The 16,375-nt window shown below is 36.3% G+C and carries 13 protein-coding genes; 3 read left to right on the top strand and 10 right to left on the bottom strand.

All coding sequences use genetic code 11. The annotated features are described in order from the left end of the window. Positions 1-7: 7 nt before the first annotated feature. The 7 genes from AC13DP_RS11235 to tamL all read right to left on the bottom strand — a co-directional run bounded on the left by AC13DP_RS11235 (position 8) and on the right by tamL (position 9,631). On the bottom strand, positions 8-409 hold the full coding sequence (locus AC13DP_RS11235) for a BLUF domain-containing protein (RefSeq protein ID WP_483067840.1): 402 nt from the start codon (positions 407-409) through the stop codon (positions 8-10). Positions 410-893: 484 nt separating this feature from the next. Further along, on the bottom strand, positions 894-1,757 hold the full coding sequence (locus AC13DP_RS11240) for a sigma-70 family RNA polymerase sigma factor (RefSeq protein WP_013070425.1): 864 nt from the start codon (positions 1,755-1,757) through the stop codon (positions 894-896). Positions 1,758-2,048: 291 nt separating this feature from the next. Further along, complete coding sequence (locus tag AC13DP_RS11245; protein ID WP_228252414.1) at positions 2,049-4,244, bottom strand: polyribonucleotide nucleotidyltransferase; 2,196 nt, start codon at positions 4,242-4,244, stop codon at positions 2,049-2,051. Positions 4,245-4,487: 243 nt separating this feature from the next. Next, a complete protein-coding gene (rpsO, locus tag AC13DP_RS11250) occupies positions 4,488-4,757 on the bottom strand; it encodes a 30S ribosomal protein S15 (protein ID WP_013070429.1) in 270 nt (89 codons plus the stop codon). A gap of 210 nt (positions 4,758-4,967) precedes the next feature. Further along, positions 4,968-5,831: an acetyl-CoA carboxylase, carboxyltransferase subunit beta gene (accD, locus tag AC13DP_RS11255; protein WP_013070430.1), complete on the bottom strand. Its 864-nt coding sequence runs from the start codon at positions 5,829-5,831 to the stop codon at positions 4,968-4,970. A gap of 119 nt (positions 5,832-5,950) precedes the next feature. Next, positions 5,951-7,018 carry a class II fructose-bisphosphate aldolase gene (gene fbaA, locus AC13DP_RS11260; protein ID WP_013070431.1) on the bottom strand — a complete coding sequence of 356 codons (1,068 nt, stop codon included), beginning with the start codon at positions 7,016-7,018 and terminating at the stop codon, positions 5,951-5,953. A gap of 45 nt (positions 7,019-7,063) precedes the next feature. After that, positions 7,064-9,631: a translocation and assembly module lipoprotein TamL gene (tamL, locus tag AC13DP_RS11265; RefSeq protein WP_347405829.1), complete on the bottom strand. Its 2,568-nt coding sequence runs from the start codon at positions 9,629-9,631 to the stop codon at positions 7,064-7,066. A 38-nt stretch (positions 9,632-9,669) separates the two neighbouring features. Between tamL and AC13DP_RS11270 the strand changes: the two genes are divergently transcribed. Next, on the top strand, positions 9,670-10,392 hold the full coding sequence (locus AC13DP_RS11270) for a TrmH family RNA methyltransferase (protein WP_228252412.1): 723 nt from the start codon (positions 9,670-9,672) through the stop codon (positions 10,390-10,392). Between the two features lie 137 nt (positions 10,393-10,529). On the opposite strand, the gene porT is transcribed toward AC13DP_RS11270, so the two are convergent. Both porT and ubiE read right to left on the bottom strand, forming a co-directional pair. Further along, complete coding sequence (gene porT / locus AC13DP_RS11275; RefSeq protein ID WP_228251000.1) at positions 10,530-11,249, bottom strand: type IX secretion/gliding motility protein PorT/SprT; 720 nt, start codon at positions 11,247-11,249, stop codon at positions 10,530-10,532. Between the two features lie 16 nt (positions 11,250-11,265). Next, a complete protein-coding gene (gene ubiE, locus AC13DP_RS11280; protein WP_013070435.1) occupies positions 11,266-11,997 on the bottom strand; it encodes a bifunctional demethylmenaquinone methyltransferase/2-methoxy-6-polyprenyl-1,4-benzoquinol methylase UbiE in 732 nt (243 codons plus the stop codon). A gap of 139 nt (positions 11,998-12,136) precedes the next feature. Here ubiE and trkA point away from each other — a divergent pair, with 139 nt between their 5' ends. Then, the gene (gene trkA, locus AC13DP_RS11285) at positions 12,137-13,486 is read left to right on the top strand and encodes a Trk system potassium transporter TrkA (RefSeq protein ID WP_013070436.1); all 1,350 of its coding nucleotides are present in this window, start codon (positions 12,137-12,139) and stop codon (positions 13,484-13,486) included. Beyond that, positions 13,486-14,982: a TrkH family potassium uptake protein gene (locus AC13DP_RS11290; RefSeq protein ID WP_041578674.1), complete on the top strand. Its 1,497-nt coding sequence runs from the start codon at positions 13,486-13,488 to the stop codon at positions 14,980-14,982. The genes trkA and AC13DP_RS11290 overlap by 1 nt, the downstream gene beginning before the upstream one ends. Positions 14,983-15,169: 187 nt before the next feature. Here AC13DP_RS11290 and AC13DP_RS11295 read toward each other — a convergent pair whose 3' ends face one another. Next, on the bottom strand, positions 15,170-16,360 hold the full coding sequence (locus tag AC13DP_RS11295; protein ID WP_272959364.1) for a pyridoxal phosphate-dependent aminotransferase: 1,191 nt from the start codon (positions 16,358-16,360) through the stop codon (positions 15,170-15,172). Positions 16,361-16,375: the final 15 nt, after the last annotated feature.

Genomic DNA, 16,375 nt, shown 5'->3' on the forward strand with positions numbered 1-16,375 from the left:
TCAGGATTTAATCTACAAATGCTTTTAAAATGTTTTTCACAGTATTCTGGGAAGCATTATCTAAACATTTAATATAATCGAGATAGCTAATATCCTGTGATAAATTGCTGGTTCTTTTCGATAGAAAGGTAGCTTCATAACCATTAAATTCAGTGTTTTTAATTTCTTTATTAAAAATTTTTATCAGATTTCGATGTCTGCTATCTTTAGCAATATTATCGAAAAGTTCTTTAATGATAGATCTTTCTCCTTCTATCACCTGAAAAAAATTGCCTTCTGAAGATAATAAAATCCCAGTGATGCTATGATCTATATTCCAATTTTCGGTATAGGAGAGAACACTATCAATGTCTTTTTCTTCAATATAAGGAGAAGCTGTACTTACGTAGCAGATTGCCCATCTTTCCATAGTTTAAATAAAAATCGTTTAAAGACTAAAATTAAAGAATTAATTGTAAGGATTTTATTAAATCTTTGTTACAATTTATTATAAATGAAGCGACCCCGGGTCATCACTCCGGGGTCATTCATCAATCAAAAAACGAACAGTTATTTTCATGGTTAGGGTCATCACTCCCCACCACTAAACTGTTGTCATCTTAAATATCTTTTATTCTCTATTTCAATAGTAGTCAAAAGTAATGCCATTATAAAAAATAAATGCAGCTATGCTGCACCATAAATCAGTCAGCTAATTTAGTAAGTTTCAATTAGAATCAATAAATTTTAATTTAAGTTTAATAATTGATGCTAAAATAGGAGTGAAGTTATATTATAAAATGAAGCGACCCCGGGTCATCACTCCGGGGTCATTCATCAATCAAAAAACGAACAGTTATTTTCATGGTTGGGTCATCACTCCCACCACTAAACTGTTGTCATCTTAAATATGTTTAACCTAAATAGGTTTTTAAAATCTTACTGCGAGATGTATGTTTTAATCTTCTAATCGCTTTTTCTTTAATTTGTCTTACGCGCTCACGAGTAAGATCAAAAGTTTCGCCAATTTCTTCAAGAGTCATAGGATGTTGATCTCCTAATCCAAAATACAAGCGAATAACATCAGCCTCACGTGGTGTAAGTGTTTCTAAAGCACGTTCGATCTCTGTTCTTAGTGATTCATGAAGAAGATCTTTATCCGGGTTTGGGGACTCACCAGATCGTAATACATCATATAGGTTAGAATCTTCACCTTCTACTAAAGGAGCATCCATAGATACGTGACGACCAGAGTTTTTCATAGACTCTTTCACGTCATTAATGGTCATATCCAGCTCTTTTGCAATTTCTTCAGCACTTGGTGGGCGCTCGTGAGATTGCTCTAAGAAAGCAAAGGTTTTATTGATCTTATTGATAGATCCAATTTTGTTAAGCGGTAAACGTACAATACGAGATTGCTCAGCCAAAGCCTGTAAGATAGATTGTCTAATCCACCAAACAGCATACGATATAAATTTAAAGCCACGAGTTTCATCAAAACGTTTCGCAGCTTTAATAAGTCCTAAATTTCCTTCGTTAATAAGATCGGGAAGAGTTAATCCCTGGTTCTGATATTGTTTTGCTACAGAAACAACAAAACGTAAATTCGCTTTTGTTAATTTCTCTAAGGCACGGTTATCACCCGCTTTAATTCGTTGTGCTAATTCTACCTCTTCGTCTGCGGTAATTAAATCTACTTTACCTATTTCCTGCAAATACTTATCCAGCGAAGCAGTTTCACGGTTAGTTACCTGCTTCGTAATTTTAAGTTGTCTCATCTATCTTCTCCTTGGGTTTTAATTGTGAATAGCTCTTGTATATAGTTATACGTAAGAAGACCGAAAAATGTTACAAAATGTTTACGCAATTTTTTGTGGGTGTTATTTAAAATGGCTGTCTTAGACCAATATTTTAGCTATAAAAAGAAGTATTTTGTAGTAAATACGGGCTTTTGGAACAAATCCATAAATCCAATGCGTAAAAATGATTCGCAACAAAAAAATAAAATAAAAATAAAAAAGGCTTCGAATTTTCGAAGCCTTTTTCATACTATATGATAATTAATAGAATTATTTTCTATCGTTTCTTGGTTTGCGATCTTCACGTTTACCGTGTTCACGATCACCACCTTCTTTACGTTCTGGACGCTCTGGTCTTGGAAGTAAAGCTTTTCTAGAAACTTTTTCTTTTCTTGTTTTTGGATCTACACCAAAATATTTTACATCAATAACATCACCAAGGTTTACAACATCGGTCACATTATTTGTACGTTCCCAGGCAAGTTCAGAAATATGAAGTAAAACTTCGTTTCCTGGAGCTTCTATATACTCTACCACTGCCCCAAAATCCAGAAGTTTGATTACTTTAACTTCGTAAACACTTCCTTTCTCTGGTTTAAAAGTAATGGAATCGATTTTAGCAAGAACTTTATCGATACCTTCCTGACTGGTACCAAGAATTTCTACAATACCTTCTTCTGTAACAGGATCTTCGTTAATAACGATTTCTGTTTTTGTTTCTTTTTGTAGTTCCTGAATTACTTTACCACCTGGCCCAATTAAAGCACCTATATAATCTCCAGGAATTCTTCTGGTAATAATTTTTGGAGAATGTGCTTTTACATTTGCATTTGGTTCAGCAATCGTATCGGTTAATTTTTCAAGAATATGTAATCTTCCGTCACGAGCCTGCTTAAGTGCCTTTACTAAAATTTCGTAGGAAAGTCCTTTAATTTTAATATCCATCTGGCAAGCGGTAATACCATCTGCAGTACCGGTAACTTTAAAGTCCATATCCCCTAAGTGATCTTCGTCACCAAGAATATCAGAAAGTACAGCGAAATCTTCACCATCAGAAATTAATCCCATAGCGATCCCTGAAACTGGTTTTTTTAGCTGAATTCCCGCATCCATTAGGGCCATTGTACCAGCACAAACAGTTGCCATAGAAGAAGAACCGTTGGATTCTAAGACTTCAGAAACCACACGCACTGTATAAGGGCAATCTGAAGGAATCATTCCTTTTAATGCTCTTTGTGCAAGGTTACCGTGACCAATCTCTCTTCTGGAAGTACCTCTAATAGGATAGGCTTCACCGGTAGAGAAAGGAGGGAAGTTATAATGTAAGTAGAAATTTTCTTCACCTTGTTGAGTTGGAAGATCTACCTGATTTGCTTCTCTAGAAGTACCTAGTGTTACGGTAGCAAGCGCCTGGGTTTCCCCTCTGGTAAATATAGAAGAACCGTGTGGAGAAGGTAAATAATCTACTTCACACCAGATGGGTCTGATTTCAGTAGTTTTTCTACCATCTAAACGAATTCCTTCTTTAAGAACAACGTCTCGTACTGCTTTTTTATGAGCATCACTAAAATAAGAACTAATAAGTTTTTGTTTCTCTTCAAGTTCTTCTTCAGAAAACATCGCTAAAACTTCTTCCTTTAAATTAGAAATAGCTTCGCTTCTTTCGTTTTTGGTGCTTCCCTGCTTAGCGACATCGTAAGCTTTCTGGTAAACAGCATCGTATATTTTTTGTTTTAAATCCTCGTCTTCTTCGGTAACTTCATACTCGCGAATCTCAGTTTTTCCGGCAGCTTTTCTCAATCTTGTTTGAGCTTCACACTGAACTTTAATCGCTTCATGAGCAAATTTGATGGCTTCTGCCATTTCTTCTTCAGAAATTTCATCCATCTCACCTTCAACCATCATTACAGAATCTGCGGAAGCTCCAACCATCATATCAAGGTCGGCTTTTTCTAGCTGTTCAAAACTTGGGTTGATAACCAGTTCTCCATCAATACGTGCTACTCTAACTTCTGAAATTGGAGTTTCAAAAGGAATGTCTGAAACCTGGATAGCGGCTGAAGCAGCTAAACCAGCCAGAGCATCTGGCATTACTTCAGGATCATGAGACATCAACTGAATCATTACCTGAGTTTCGAACTTATAATCTTTAGGGAAAAGAGGTCTTAATACACGATCTACTAATCGCATTACAAGAATTTCTTCACTACTTGGCCTTGCTTCACGCTTAAAATATCCTCCAGGAAATCGTCCTGCTGCAGCAAATTTTTCACGATAATCTAATGTTAAAGGGAAAAAATCCATCGTAGTAGGTGTGTAAGATGATACTACGGTACATAAAAGCATGGCGTCTCCCATTCTAACAACAACAGAGCCGTGTGCCTGTTTTGCCAGTTTTCCGGTTTCGATCGAGATTTCTCTTCCATCTCCAAGATCGATAACCTCTTTAAAAGTTTGTGGAATCATAAATTTTGAATATTTGATCTGAATAACTTCACCAGATCTATTTTGTTAAACAAAGGTCTTTCCGTCTTTATCTGGACGGCCAGGAGTTGTGTTGTTGTCGTTGCAGGCAGACCAATGAAAAACTACCCTTTTTGGGTGACAATTTCTAAAATAGGAGTCATCCTAAATTGTAAAGAACTTATTTTTGGGTATTTACAGCTACCCAGACTGTATAAAAAAAGGGGGCAAAAAGCCCCCTGAAAATTATTTTCTTAATCCTAATTCCTTAATAATGGCACGATATCTCATGATATCCTTTTTCATTAAGTAATCAAGAAGGCTTCTTCTTTTACCTACCAATCTTACTAGAGAACGCTCTGTATTAAAATCTTTACGATTACTTTTTAAGTGATCAGATAAGTGAGAGATTCTGTAAGTGAATAATGCAATTTGTCCTTCAGCGGAACCAGTGTTGGATTTTCCTTCACCGTACTTTTCGAAGATTTCTTCCTTCTTTTCTTTAGTTAAATACATTCCAATATTATTTAAATGATTTTTATGTATTGACAGCTTTTCTGTCAGGGCGCAAATGTACTACTTTTTTGTATAAATGCTATTTATTCTTGGAATTTTATTGCCACAGGGCAAGGGATATAATACTGTTTTCCTATTCACTAATGTTTAAAAAGGGTTCCAAATGTATATCTCTTATTCTTGCCTTGATATTCTTTGTTTTTATTGCTTTTAAGCTCTTACCGGTTGATTTTGGATAAGATCCAGGTAAAGATTTACTTTATTCTTAAGTTCAGATCTTTTGGTAATAAAATCTAAAAACCCGTGTTCTTTCAAAAATTCTGAGGTTTGGAAATCTTTTGGAAGGTCTTTACCTGTTGTGTCCTTAACGACACGAGGTCCGGCAAACCCAATAAGTGCGCCAGGTTCAGAAATATTAATATCCCCTAACATCGCAAACGAAGCGGTCGTTCCTCCCGTGGTAGGATCTGTACATAAAGAAATATAAGGAAGTTTAGCTTCAGCTAATTGCGCTAATTTTACTGAAGTTTTAGCTAGCTGCATTAAAGAAAGAGCAGCTTCCTGCATTCTGGCACCACCAGATTTAGAAATGATCATAAAAGGCAGGTTGTTTTTGATCGCATAATCTGCAGCTCGTGCGATTTTTTCACCTACCACAGAACCCATAGAACCTCCAATAAATTTAAAATCCATGCAGGCAATAACAAGTTCTTTTCCTTTAGATTTTCCTACGGCTGTTCTTACGGCATCTTTAAGTCCTGTTTTATCCTGAGCTGTTTTTAAACGATCAGTATATTTTTTGGTGTCCTTAAAGTTAAGCGGATCTTTGGCAGAAAGTCCTTTATCTAATTCTTTGTATTTGTTGTCATCAAAAAGAATCTGGAAATATTCGTTACTCCCTATTCTTACATGATATCCGTCTTCAGGACTTACATAGAAATTGCTTTCTAATTGTTCTGCATCAACGATTTTTCCGGTTGGGGACTTATACCATAAGCCTTTAGGAACATCCTTTTTCTCCTCAGTAGGGGTTTGGATACCTTTTTGTGTTCTTTTAAACCAAGCAGCAGCCATAGTATTTCAGGTTTTTATCTCTTCCGTTCAATCAGCTTCATTTACGAAAGAGCAATTAATATCAAAAAATAAAAAAACAGCTGAAATTAGATAATCTCAGCTGTTCGTTAAGCTTATTCTTATAAAGTATTTACATTGTTAAGATCTTCGAAAGCTTTCTTTAAACGAGCTTTAAAAGTTAGTTCTCCTTCACGTACCCATTTTCTTGGGTCATAGTACTTTTTGTTAGGAGAATCTTCACCATCAGGGTTACCAATTTGCGAGGCAAGATAATCTTTGTTGTCGCTCATGTAATCTCTAATTCCTTCCAGGTATGCATATTGAAGATCTGTGTCGATATTCATTTTAATCACTCCGTATCCAATAGCCTCACGAATTTCTTCTACTGTAGACCCACTACCACCATGGAAAACAAAGTCGATGTGGTTTTCTTCAACATTGTATTTTTTTGTGATGTATTCCTGAGAGTCTCTTAGGATAGTTGGTGTAAGTTTTACATTTCCTGGTTTGTAAACTCCATGAACGTTTCCAAAAGCAGCAGCGATAGTGAACTGGTCACTAACTTTGCTTAATTCTTCATAAGCGAAAGCTACTTCCTCTGGTTGTGTATATAATTTGGAAGCATCAACATCACTGTTATCAACTCCGTCTTCTTCACCACCGGTAATACCTAACTCAATTTCAAGAGTCATTCCCATCTTGCTCATACGCTCAAGATATTTTTTACAAATCTCAAGGTTTTCTTCCAGGGGTTCTTCACTTAAATCGATCATGTGAGAACTATAAAGTGGTTTTCCGGTTTTTTCGAAATGCGCTTCGCTGGCATCCAGTAAACCATCAATCCATGGTAAAAGTTTTTTGGCACAATGATCTGTATGCATAATTACGGTAGCTCCATAAGCTTCAGCTAATGTTTGTACATGCTTTGCACCGGCAATACCACCCGCGATTGCAGCTTTTTGACCTTCGTTAGAAAGACCTTTACCACCATTAAATTGTGCACCTCCGTTAGAAAATTGAATAATAACAGGAGAATTTAATTCAGCAGCAGTTTCTAATACAGCATTAATACTGCTTGAGCTAATTACGTTTACAGCAGGAAGAGCAAAGCCTTTCTCTTTAGCGTAATTAAATATTTCTTGTACTTCTTTTCCGGTTGCTACACCAGGTTTAATGTTGTGACTCATAATTTAAGTTGAATTAGGTTTACAAAAATAATAAAATAAACTGGCTTAGAAAGGATAATTGATCCCAACATTATATACTGCACTACCAAAATTATATTCTTTAAACCATCTGTTACCTAATACTCTGGCAGGATTGTAAGTTTTAAAACCAATGTCAAAACGGAGGATAAAGAAATTAAAGTCGTAGCGTAAACCAAAACCAGAACCTACGGCAAGATCCTGCAGGTCTGCAAAAGACGTAAAGGTAGAAGCATCGTCTTCTACTATATCAAGTACATTCCAGATATTGCCTATATCAACAAAAAATGCACTATTTAAAGATCCAAAAAGATTATAGCGGTGTTCAATATTAAACGCTAGTTTCATGTTGGCTTCATTAAATTCATTACGTCCTCCACTGCTCCCCGGTCCAAGGTCATAGGCTTGCCATGCGCGATTATCATTAGGGCCACCGGCAAAGAAACTTCGGGTAAAAGGGATGCTGTTGGCGTTTCCGTAAGGGATAGCGACCCCGCCAAAAGCTCTAATGGCAAAAATGTTATCATGCCCCAAATCCCAGTGTTTGATAAAATCGACTTCCGGTTTTACATATTGTGAAAAATTTACGCCTAAGATATCGTAATTGCCATTTTGATTTTTATCCAGATTGGCAATACCGGCTACTGCCGATAAAAAGTTTCCCGCAGTTTCAATTTTAAAACGAAATCGGGTAAACTCGCGGTCGTAAAGATTATCTTTTGTATTCCATAAATACGTATAGTTAGAAGCGAAAATCAAATTGTTTTCTGTAAGTCGTTGTTTTCTTTCCCCAATATTTCTAACGATCTGCGATTGTTCATTGGTTAATCCTGTAGTAGCGCTACGATTATTCTGAATATCATTTATAAAGGCATCAGCGCCATTAGGAATGGTAAGATTTCCGTTACCGTTTAAATAGGCGGGATCGGTAACCACATTCACAGAGTTTACAACTTCGTTTAGATCCTGATACGAGCTGCGATAGACATTAAAATAATTAGCAGCATTAAGGTTTCTTACGTATTGAATATCCAGCAAATCAAAACTGTTTGAAAGCTTTCTGGAAGGGGACCATTTATAATTCAATTCTCCTGTAATGTTTTGTTTATCAAGCCCAATATTGGTCTGTGTGCTTACCCCAAGACTTAAAGAGGTAAACGGAGACATATATTTTGGAATAAATCTTTCGGTATTAAAGGGTAAAAATATCCTGGGAAAACTTAGGCTTACGTCCGCTCCAATTTCGGTAATATCAAAAAACTGATCCTGGTTACTGGAAGTTACAGCATCTTTAGAAGATCCTACGCTACCCCGGGCCGAAATTTCGAAATTTTCAGCACCACCAAAAACATTTCGTATTAATAAAGAACCTCCAAAACCAATTCCAAATTGCTGGATATTGGACTGAGAAACGTCAAAATTGAACCCTAACGAATATTTTTGTTGCGGAGTTAGGAAAATATTGGTAATTAAATCGGTGCCGGTGCTATCTGCCGGGTCTGGCATGTACTGGATATTAGGATATTTAAAAACACGATAAGAATTTAGACGGTTATAAGTACGGGTGCGATCAATATCACGGTAAATTCGCCCGGGCCTTATAAAAACAGCATCAGTAATAGCATCGGGTTTAAAATCCAGCTCGTCATAGGAATATAGATAATAACCACCCTTTACCTGTGCACTATCTAAAAGAGGTTTATTTTTATTTACAAACTTATAATCGGTAATAATGTTTACCCTACTAATTTTGTGAATTTTAAATGTTTTTTTTACCGTATCTTCTTCACTAGTTGGTAAATCACCGATAATAACGCTGGTATTTACATTGTGATTAGTATTAATGGTATCAGCATCAAAACTTATATATTCCTGTTCGAAATCATAAATTCCATTATTTCTGAATAGGGTAGTTAAACGATCTCTTTCTGCATTAAAATCTAAGGTTTTGTATTGTACGCCAGATTTTATGATCGTGTTTTGATCGTGTTCCTTATAAATAGAATCCAGTACAGGAGAACTAATCCTGGTTTTTATAGAATCGATATCATAAGGCGTTCCAGTCTCTACAAAATATTCAACACGGGCACGTTTTTCTTTATTTAAAGAGATTACCTCAGATTTGGTTTCTACGTTAAACCAGCCATTATTCCAGTAATAGGATTTCAATTTTTCTTCAGAATCCTGAATGTCTTTACTTCGAACTGTCACCGGTGCTTCACCGGTTCTCTTAATCCAGGCATTAAAATCTTTTTTATTTTGGATTAACTGGTCAAATTGTTTTCTAGAGAGCCGGTTTACCAGCCTCCTGAATTTGACGGAATCCTGAATATATTTTTTATTTAATACCGAATCGATATGGGGCCTGGCCAGGTTGTAAAAGTGTAAACGTAAAGGAATGCCAAGTAAACGGGTGTTGGGCTCTTTGTCTAATTGGTTGTAAATATTTGCCTGACTAATTTTATCACCATTTACAAAAATTTCGTTTTTCTCTAATAGTTGCTGGTTCTCGTCTAAGCGTTTTACCGCATCACACGAAAATATAAAAAAGAGAACTAAAAAAAATAATGATATTTTTGCGAAAAGCCTTTTCAAACATTAGGTTTTAAAATGATCAAAAATACATTTTTTGGATGGTTAGTAAAAGCCAAATTAAATTAATAACGAGCCTGGGTCAAAAAAAGTACCGACAAAAAAATGGACTTTTTGTGGCTGAAGGAATCAAAGTAATCCGGGAGCTTTTAAATTCTGATTTTCGATTAGACAAACTATTTGCTTCTGAAGCCATTTTTGATGTTTCTAAAGATCAGTTTGTTTTGGCTGAGGAACGTGATTTAAAGAAAATCAGTTTTCTTAAAACACCACAAACAGCTCTTGGCCTTTTTAAAATTCCGCAACAAAACCTTGGAGTTTTAGAGGATCTAACTGTCGCCTTAGATGGCGTACGTGATCCTGGAAATCTGGGTACAATAATTAGGCTTTGCGATTGGTTTGGGGTTAAAAATCTGGTGTGTAGTACAGATACGGTAGATTGTTTTAATCCAAAAGTAATCCAGTCTACCATGGGATCCATCACCAGAGTAAATGTGGTTTATAAAAACCTTTCTGAATTTCTACAATCTCAGGATATAGTGAGTTACGGTACCTTTATGGATGGTGAAAATGTATATCAAAAAAGGCTTCAGCAAAAATCTGTTTTGGTTTTAGGAAACGAGGCTAATGGAATCAATCCGGAAATTGAAAATTTGATTTCAGAAAAAATCAGTATTCCACAATTCGGACAATCTCAAGAAACAGAAAGTTTAAATGTAGCAACAGCTACAGCAATTTTCCTAAGTGAATTCCGCAGAAATTAACTTATAACCCTGAATTTTATGACTGGGCTTTCTTGCATTCAATTTGAAATTGTTAAAAAGAAAGGTTCCAATTTTAAATCTGGGGGTTTGGGCCAGTGATTATAATTTTTCTTCTAAAAGAAGTTTGTTGTCGAATCTTATTGAAAAGTGAAATTTAAAAATATGGCACGGGTGGTCATTTTATCAATATTGCCGGTAAACTGACTATTTGGAGTGTCATCACGAACCAACTCATCGTTAAAACCAAACACGCCGCGAATAGAAGGCGTGAATTTAAAATAATAAAGATAGAAATCAATACCAAAACCAATTTCCCAATTATAATTATTAGTCGTCATTCTAAATTGCCCATCGTAATTATCATCGGCTTTATCTTCATTGCTGGAAAGATTAGCCGAATAAGAAACTCCACCAATTATAAAGGGCCTAAAATTATTTAAACGATTCGTATTGATTTTTAACAAAAGCGGTACGTGAATATAGGTAGAATTAATCTCCCGATACCTGTTTTCTTCATTTACACCATTTCCTAAAGGAAAATAAAAACCTCTGGAAGCAAAATTTACGCCCGGTTGTAATCGTAAATCAAGATTTTTGTGAAGTTTTAAGTTACCTAAAAGACCAACGTTAAAACCAATATTTCGCTGTATTCCTACCTCACGGCCGGTACGAGGACTAGGGTCATACTCATCATACTTAAAGTTGAAATCATAAGTGTTGAAACCAAGAAAATAACCCCAGGACCACCGTTTATTGTCGATATCTACACTTTGCTGAACTTTTTCTTTAGAAAAAAGCTGTGCCTGCGCCTGTGTAAACGAGAATAGAATGATGAGTAGTAAGAAATATCGTATCATACAATTACCTTGATAATTACTTCGATGCATTATAAATGGTTGCAACTCCTAAAGTTTGTGGATTACTTGCTACAGATATAAACCCAATTTTCTTTAAAATATTGTTGAATTTTTCTCCATATGGAAATTCGGCTGCACTTTTACTTAAATAGGTGTAGGCTTCTTTGTCTTTAGAAAATAATTTTCCGATAGTTGGTAAAATAAAACTGCTATAAAATTTATATCCTTGTTTAAATGGAAATTTAGTAGGTACTGAGGTTTCCAGTACTATAAATAATCCACCTTTCTTTAGTACCCGGTAAATTTCTGATAAGCCAAGTTCCAGTGTTTCAAAATTCCGAACCCCAAAAGCTACAGTGATGACATCAAAAGAATTGTCATCAAAAGGTAAAGCCTCAGAATCTCCCTGGATCATTTCGATCTTGGTTTGCAGGTTTTTGGACATAATCTTTTTACGTCCTACTTTTAGCATGCCTTCAGAAAGGTCTAAGCCTACAATTTTTTTTGCGTTAGCAGCTTCAGCGATCTGGATGGCAAGATCTCCGGTACCTGTAGCGATATCCAAAACAGTCTCTGGCTGGTGATCTTTGGCCATTTGTACCACTTTTTTTCTCCAGCTCACATCTGTTCCCATAGAAATAACCCGGTTTAAGCCATCATAATTTCCAGAGATATTATCGAACATTTGTTCTACCTGCTGCTTTTTGCTTTGAGAAGAACCTTGATACGGAGTTACTTTTTTGCCCATTTTTGCAATTTTGGATCAAAGATAAGTTTTATAGAATAATTTGTAGATAAACATTTCTGAATTGTTCTTATCTACTCAGTTTTAGGTTTATTTAAAAATAACTTACATTTGCTACTTCTTTACAATTTGAAGCTGTTATATGAAGATAATTATCGCCGGCGCAGGTGAAGTGGGCTTTCATTTAGCTAAATTACTTTCTTTTGAATCTCAGGACATAACCCTAATCGATCCTAATCGGGATAGATTGCAATATGCAGATACGCATTTAGATATTCGTACCATAAAAGGGGATGCAAGTTCTATTGCGATTTTAAAGGAAGCACAGGTAAAATATACCGATATGTTGATTAGTGTGACTTCTAGCGAGGCGACTAATATTACGGTATGCGTACTGGCTAAACAGCTTGGTGCAATGCGAACGATTGCCAGAATTTCGAATACTGAATTTTTAGAGAAAAAAGAGGAAATTGGTTTTACCCAATTTGGGATAGACGAGTTAATTTCTCCGGAAGCTTTGGCTGCAAGAGAGATTGGTTTGTTATTAAACCAGTCGGCTTTTAACGATTCTTATGAGTTTGAAGAAGGTGCTCTAACCATGATCGGGTTAAGTTTATCCAGAACGGCCCGTTTTGTGGGGAAAACGGTAAAAGAAGCGGCTAGAATTTTTCCGCAACTTAATTTTGTACCTATTGCCATCCAACGTTTTGGAACGCAGTATACCTTGATACCTCGTGGTGATACCCAATTTAAAGAAGGTGATCAGGTATATTTTATTACCCTAAAAAGCGGGGTAGAAGAACTCTATAAGCTTACCGGGAAAACCAAACAGGAAATTAAAAGTGTAATGATCCTGGGAGGGAGTAAAATTGGAAGAAAAACCGCCAGGGACCTATGCCGAAATAACTTTAACGTAAAGTTGGTGGAAACCAGTAAAGATAAAGCTTACGATCTTGCTGATGAATTGCCGAACACTCTGATTATTCATGGAGACGGCCGAAATGTAGAATTGCTGGAAGAAGAGAATATTCACGATATGGATGCTTTCATTGCAGTAACCGGTAATTCTGAAACCAATATTATGTCTTGCCTGGTGGCAAAATCTAAAAGTGTAAAAAAGACTATCTCTTTAGTTGAAAATATGGATTATTTTCAGCTAAGTCATTCTATAGGAATCGATACCTTAATTAATAAAAAACTGCTTGCGGCTAACAATATTTTTAGATATATAAGAAAAGGAGAAGTGGTGGCGATGACAAAACTTAACAATATGAATGCCGAGCTTTTGGAATTTATTGTTAAGCCGGGGTCTCAGGTAGCCGATAAAAAAATCAAAAACCTGGATTTTCCACGATCAGCAATTATTGGCGGGATTATTCGCCATGGCGAAGGGATCATCGCTTTGGGCGAGTTTTTAATTAAACCCGGCGATCGTATTGTTGTTTGCTGTCTTCCAAGATCTATTAAGAAGGTTGAAAAATTATTCCTGTAATGCCAAAATTAAACTTTAAGGTCATTTTGCATGTTATGGGACTGCTGTTAATTTGTAACGGTGGTTTTATGTTACTGTCTGTACTTATTAGTTTTATTTATAAAGATGGGGTTACCCTGGGAATGTCTGCTGCCGCTTTAGTGACGTTGCTTATTGGCACGCTACTTATGTTTACTACCCGTGGACACAGAAAAGAATTAAAAGTTAGGGAAGGCTATATTATTGTAAGTTTTGGATGGATCTTTATGGCGTTAAGCGGATCTTTGCCTTATGTAATGACCAAGGCTATTCCTGATTTTACCAATGCTTTTTTCGAAACCATGTCTGGTTACACTACCACCGGAGCTTCGATTTTAAACGACATCGAATCGATACCCAAAGGAGTATTGTTTTGGCGAAGCTTAACCCATTGGATTGGAGGGATGGGAATTATCGTTTTGGCGATAGCAATATTACCACTGTTGGGGATAGGAGGAATGCAGTTATTTGCTGCAGAATCTCCCGGGCCAAGTGCCGACAAGCTAAAGCCAAGAATTACCGATACCGCAAAACGATTATGGCTGATTTATGTAAGCTATACCGCTGCAGAAACACTGTTGTTAATGCTTGCGGGTATGGACTTTTTTGATGCCATAAATCATGCCTTCAGTACCTTATCTACCGGAGGCTTTTCTACCAAAAATGCCAGTATGGCTTATTGGAATGATAATCCAATGATCCAGTATATTATCATCCTATTTATGTTTTTAGCGGGTAGTAACTTTGTGATGAGTTACTTCGCGTTTAAAGGAAGAGTACAACGCGTACTACAGGATGATGAGTTTAAGTGGTATTTCTATTTTGTGGCTGCTTTTACAATCATATCATCCTTAATTGTATATTTTCAGGCAGATGTTTCGTTATCATCCATAGATCATCCAATGATTTGGGGCGAAGGCGAAAGTGCATTTAGACATTCGTTATTTCAGGTGTTAACAGTAATTACTACCACAGGATTCGTGTCGGCAGATTTTACGATGTGGACCCCTTTCCTAACCATTTTTTATTTTGGAATGTTCTTTCTTGGTGGTTGCGCCGGGAGTACCGCAGGTGGGGTAAAAGTGATGCGTCATATTATAATGATTCGTAACGGATTGATCGAATTTAAGAGAACCCTTCATCCCAATGCCATCTTACCGGTACGTTTCAATAAAAAGTCTATTAACAGTGGTATTGTATTTAATATTCAGGGATTTTTTATTCTTTATATGTTGTCTTTTATTATCGGTGCTGTTGTTTTAGCTGCTTTAGGTTTAGATTTTGAAACTGCTATTGGTGGCGCTGCATCCTCTTTAGGAAATATAGGACCTGCTTTTGGAGCGCTTAGCCCGGTAAATAATTTTGATTTATTACCTGATTTTGGGAAATGGTGGTGCTCTTTTTTAATGCTTATAGGAAGGTTGGAACTGTTTACAGTTTTAATTATTCTTACTCCGTTTTTCTGGAGAAATCGCTAATCGGTATTTGATAATTTAATAAGATATTCAATATAGATTAAAAAAACCGGCGCTTGGCCGGTTTTTAAGTATAGCTAAATAGAATCAAGTACCCGCAAGTATTAATAGGTAAACTTTTTTGCAATTTAAAATTATCCCGATAATTATTAGTACTTGGTTATTTCAGCTTTTTGCGGTGTCAATAAATTTATTCAGTTAAAGCTGACTTTATTCTTTTTAATGCTTCTTCTATTTGTTCTTCGCTGGCCGCATAAGAAATTCTAATACATTCAGGGTTTCCAAAAGCATCACCGGTAACAGTAGCAACAAGTGCTTCTTCTAATAAGAACATCGAGAAATCTGTTGCATTGTTGATCGTATGTCCTTTAATGGTTTTACCAAAGTAATGCGAGATATTGGGAAAAACATAGAAAGCACCTTCAGGCTCTGTCGTTTCGAAACCTTCGATATCATTTAGTAAATCTATGATGAGTTTTCTTCTGGATTTAAAGGTATCTATCATGTAGCTAATCTTGCTAACCGGAGCTTCCAAAGCAGTAATCACTGCTCTTTGAGCAATACAGTTAGCTCCGCTGGTTACCTGTCCCTGTAATTTGTTACAGGCGCGTGCAATCCAGGCAGGAGCTCCAATATAACCAATTCTCCATCCCGTCATGGCAAAGGCTTTTGCAACTCCATTCACCGTAACGGTACGGTCGTACATATCCTCAAACTCGGCCATGGAAGCATGTGCACCAATATAGTTAATATGCTCGTAAATTTCATCACTTACTATGATGATATCTGGGTGTTTTACCAAAACATCAGCTAAAGCTCTAAGCTCTTCTTTAGTGTACACCATACCACTTGGGTTACACGGTGAGCTATACCAAAGCATTTTTGTTTTAGGGGTAATAGCAGCTTCAAGTTGCTCTGGAGTCATTTTAAAATTAGACTCTAGTGTGGTAGGAACTTCAACAGGGACACCTTCTGCAAGTTTTACGATTTCAGCATAACTAACCCAGTAAGGACATGGTAAAATAACTTCGTCACCGGCATTAAGCATCGCTAAAGCTACGTTTGCCAAAGATTGTTTAGCTCCTGTAGAAACTACAATCTGAGGGTGCGTATAGGTTAAATTATTATCTCTTTTGAATTTAGTAATAATAGCATCCTTTAGTTCTACATAACCATCTACCGGGCTGTAAGAGTTATAATTATCGTTAATAGCCTGGATGGCGGCATCTTTAATAAAATCTGGTGTATTAAAATCTGGCTCTCCCAGTGAAAGCCCGATAATATCTTTACCTTCTGCTCTTAATTCACGCGCTTTCGCTGCCATTGCCAGCGTTTGCGAGGTTGCTAAATTGTTAATCCTGTTAGAGAGTTTTTCTTGCATTTTAAAATGATTAAT

It is taken from the genome of Zunongwangia sp. L-65 (genome assembly GCF_056859415.1).

What these genes read in the sequence shown, in the direction of transcription:
- AC13DP_RS11235 (WP_483067840.1), bottom strand. Translation starts at nt 409, where the DNA reads ATGGAAAGATGGGCAATCTGCTACGTAAGTACAGCTTCTCCTTATATT.
- AC13DP_RS11240 (WP_013070425.1), bottom strand. Translation starts at nt 1,757, where the DNA reads ATGAGACAACTTAAAATTACGAAGCAGGTAACTAACCGTGAAACTGCT.
- AC13DP_RS11245 (WP_228252414.1), bottom strand. Translation starts at nt 4,244, where the DNA reads ATGATTCCACAAACTTTTAAAGAGGTTATCGATCTTGGAGATGGAAGA.
- rpsO (WP_013070429.1), bottom strand. Translation starts at nt 4,757, where the DNA reads ATGTATTTAACTAAAGAAAAGAAGGAAGAAATCTTCGAAAAGTACGGT.
- accD (WP_013070430.1), bottom strand. Translation starts at nt 5,831, where the DNA reads ATGGCTGCTGCTTGGTTTAAAAGAACACAAAAAGGTATCCAAACCCCT.
- fbaA (WP_013070431.1), bottom strand. Translation starts at nt 7,018, where the DNA reads ATGAGTCACAACATTAAACCTGGTGTAGCAACCGGAAAAGAAGTACAA.
- AC13DP_RS11270 (WP_228252412.1), top strand. Translation starts at nt 9,670, where the DNA reads ATGGTTAGTAAAAGCCAAATTAAATTAATAACGAGCCTGGGTCAAAAA.
- porT (WP_228251000.1), bottom strand. Translation starts at nt 11,249, where the DNA reads ATGATACGATATTTCTTACTACTCATCATTCTATTCTCGTTTACACAG.
- ubiE (WP_013070435.1), bottom strand. Translation starts at nt 11,997, where the DNA reads ATGGGCAAAAAAGTAACTCCGTATCAAGGTTCTTCTCAAAGCAAAAAG.
- trkA (WP_013070436.1), top strand. Translation starts at nt 12,137, where the DNA reads ATGAAGATAATTATCGCCGGCGCAGGTGAAGTGGGCTTTCATTTAGCT.
- AC13DP_RS11290 (WP_041578674.1), top strand. Translation starts at nt 13,486, where the DNA reads ATGCCAAAATTAAACTTTAAGGTCATTTTGCATGTTATGGGACTGCTG.
- AC13DP_RS11295 (WP_272959364.1), bottom strand. Translation starts at nt 16,360, where the DNA reads ATGCAAGAAAAACTCTCTAACAGGATTAACAATTTAGCAACCTCGCAA.